1 protein-coding gene is annotated in these 405 nt (G+C 68.1%); it reads left to right on the top strand.

Translation table 11 applies throughout. The features are described from left to right. Positions 1 to 405: response regulator (locus Y887_RS18090; RefSeq protein WP_046965674.1), on the top strand; the 405-nt coding region annotated here is incomplete at both ends.

Genomic DNA, 405 nt, shown 5'->3' with positions numbered 1-405 from the left:
AGCAGCCCGCCGAGGATGAACGCGCCGCCGACGATGCCGCCGACCCTTCCCTCGGCAGCGTGCTGCTGGTGGATGACGACGAGGAAGTGGCCGCGCTGGTGGGCGAGATGCTCGAGCACCTGGGGTACCGCGTCAGCCACGCCGACAGTGCCACCGCTGCGCTGAATGCGCTGGCCAACGGCTGCAAGGTAGACGTCGTGTTCTCCGACGTGATGATGCCAGGTGGCATGAATGGCGTTGAGCTGGCCAGGGAGATTCGTGTGCGCGCCCTGGGCGTTCCGGTGCTGCTCACCAGCGGCTATGCCGAGGCCGCTCAGCAATCGGCTGCGGCCGAGGGGGTGCACGTGCTGGCCAAGCCCTATCGGCTCGAAGACCTGGCTGCCTCGCTGCACGACGCGATCGAGG

Origin of the sequence: Xanthomonas pisi DSM 18956 (assembly GCF_001010415.1) — a bacterium.
Classification (GTDB): Bacteria; Pseudomonadota; Gammaproteobacteria; order Xanthomonadales; family Xanthomonadaceae; genus Xanthomonas; species Xanthomonas pisi.
This window is presented reverse-complemented; position numbering and strand designations above follow the sequence as displayed.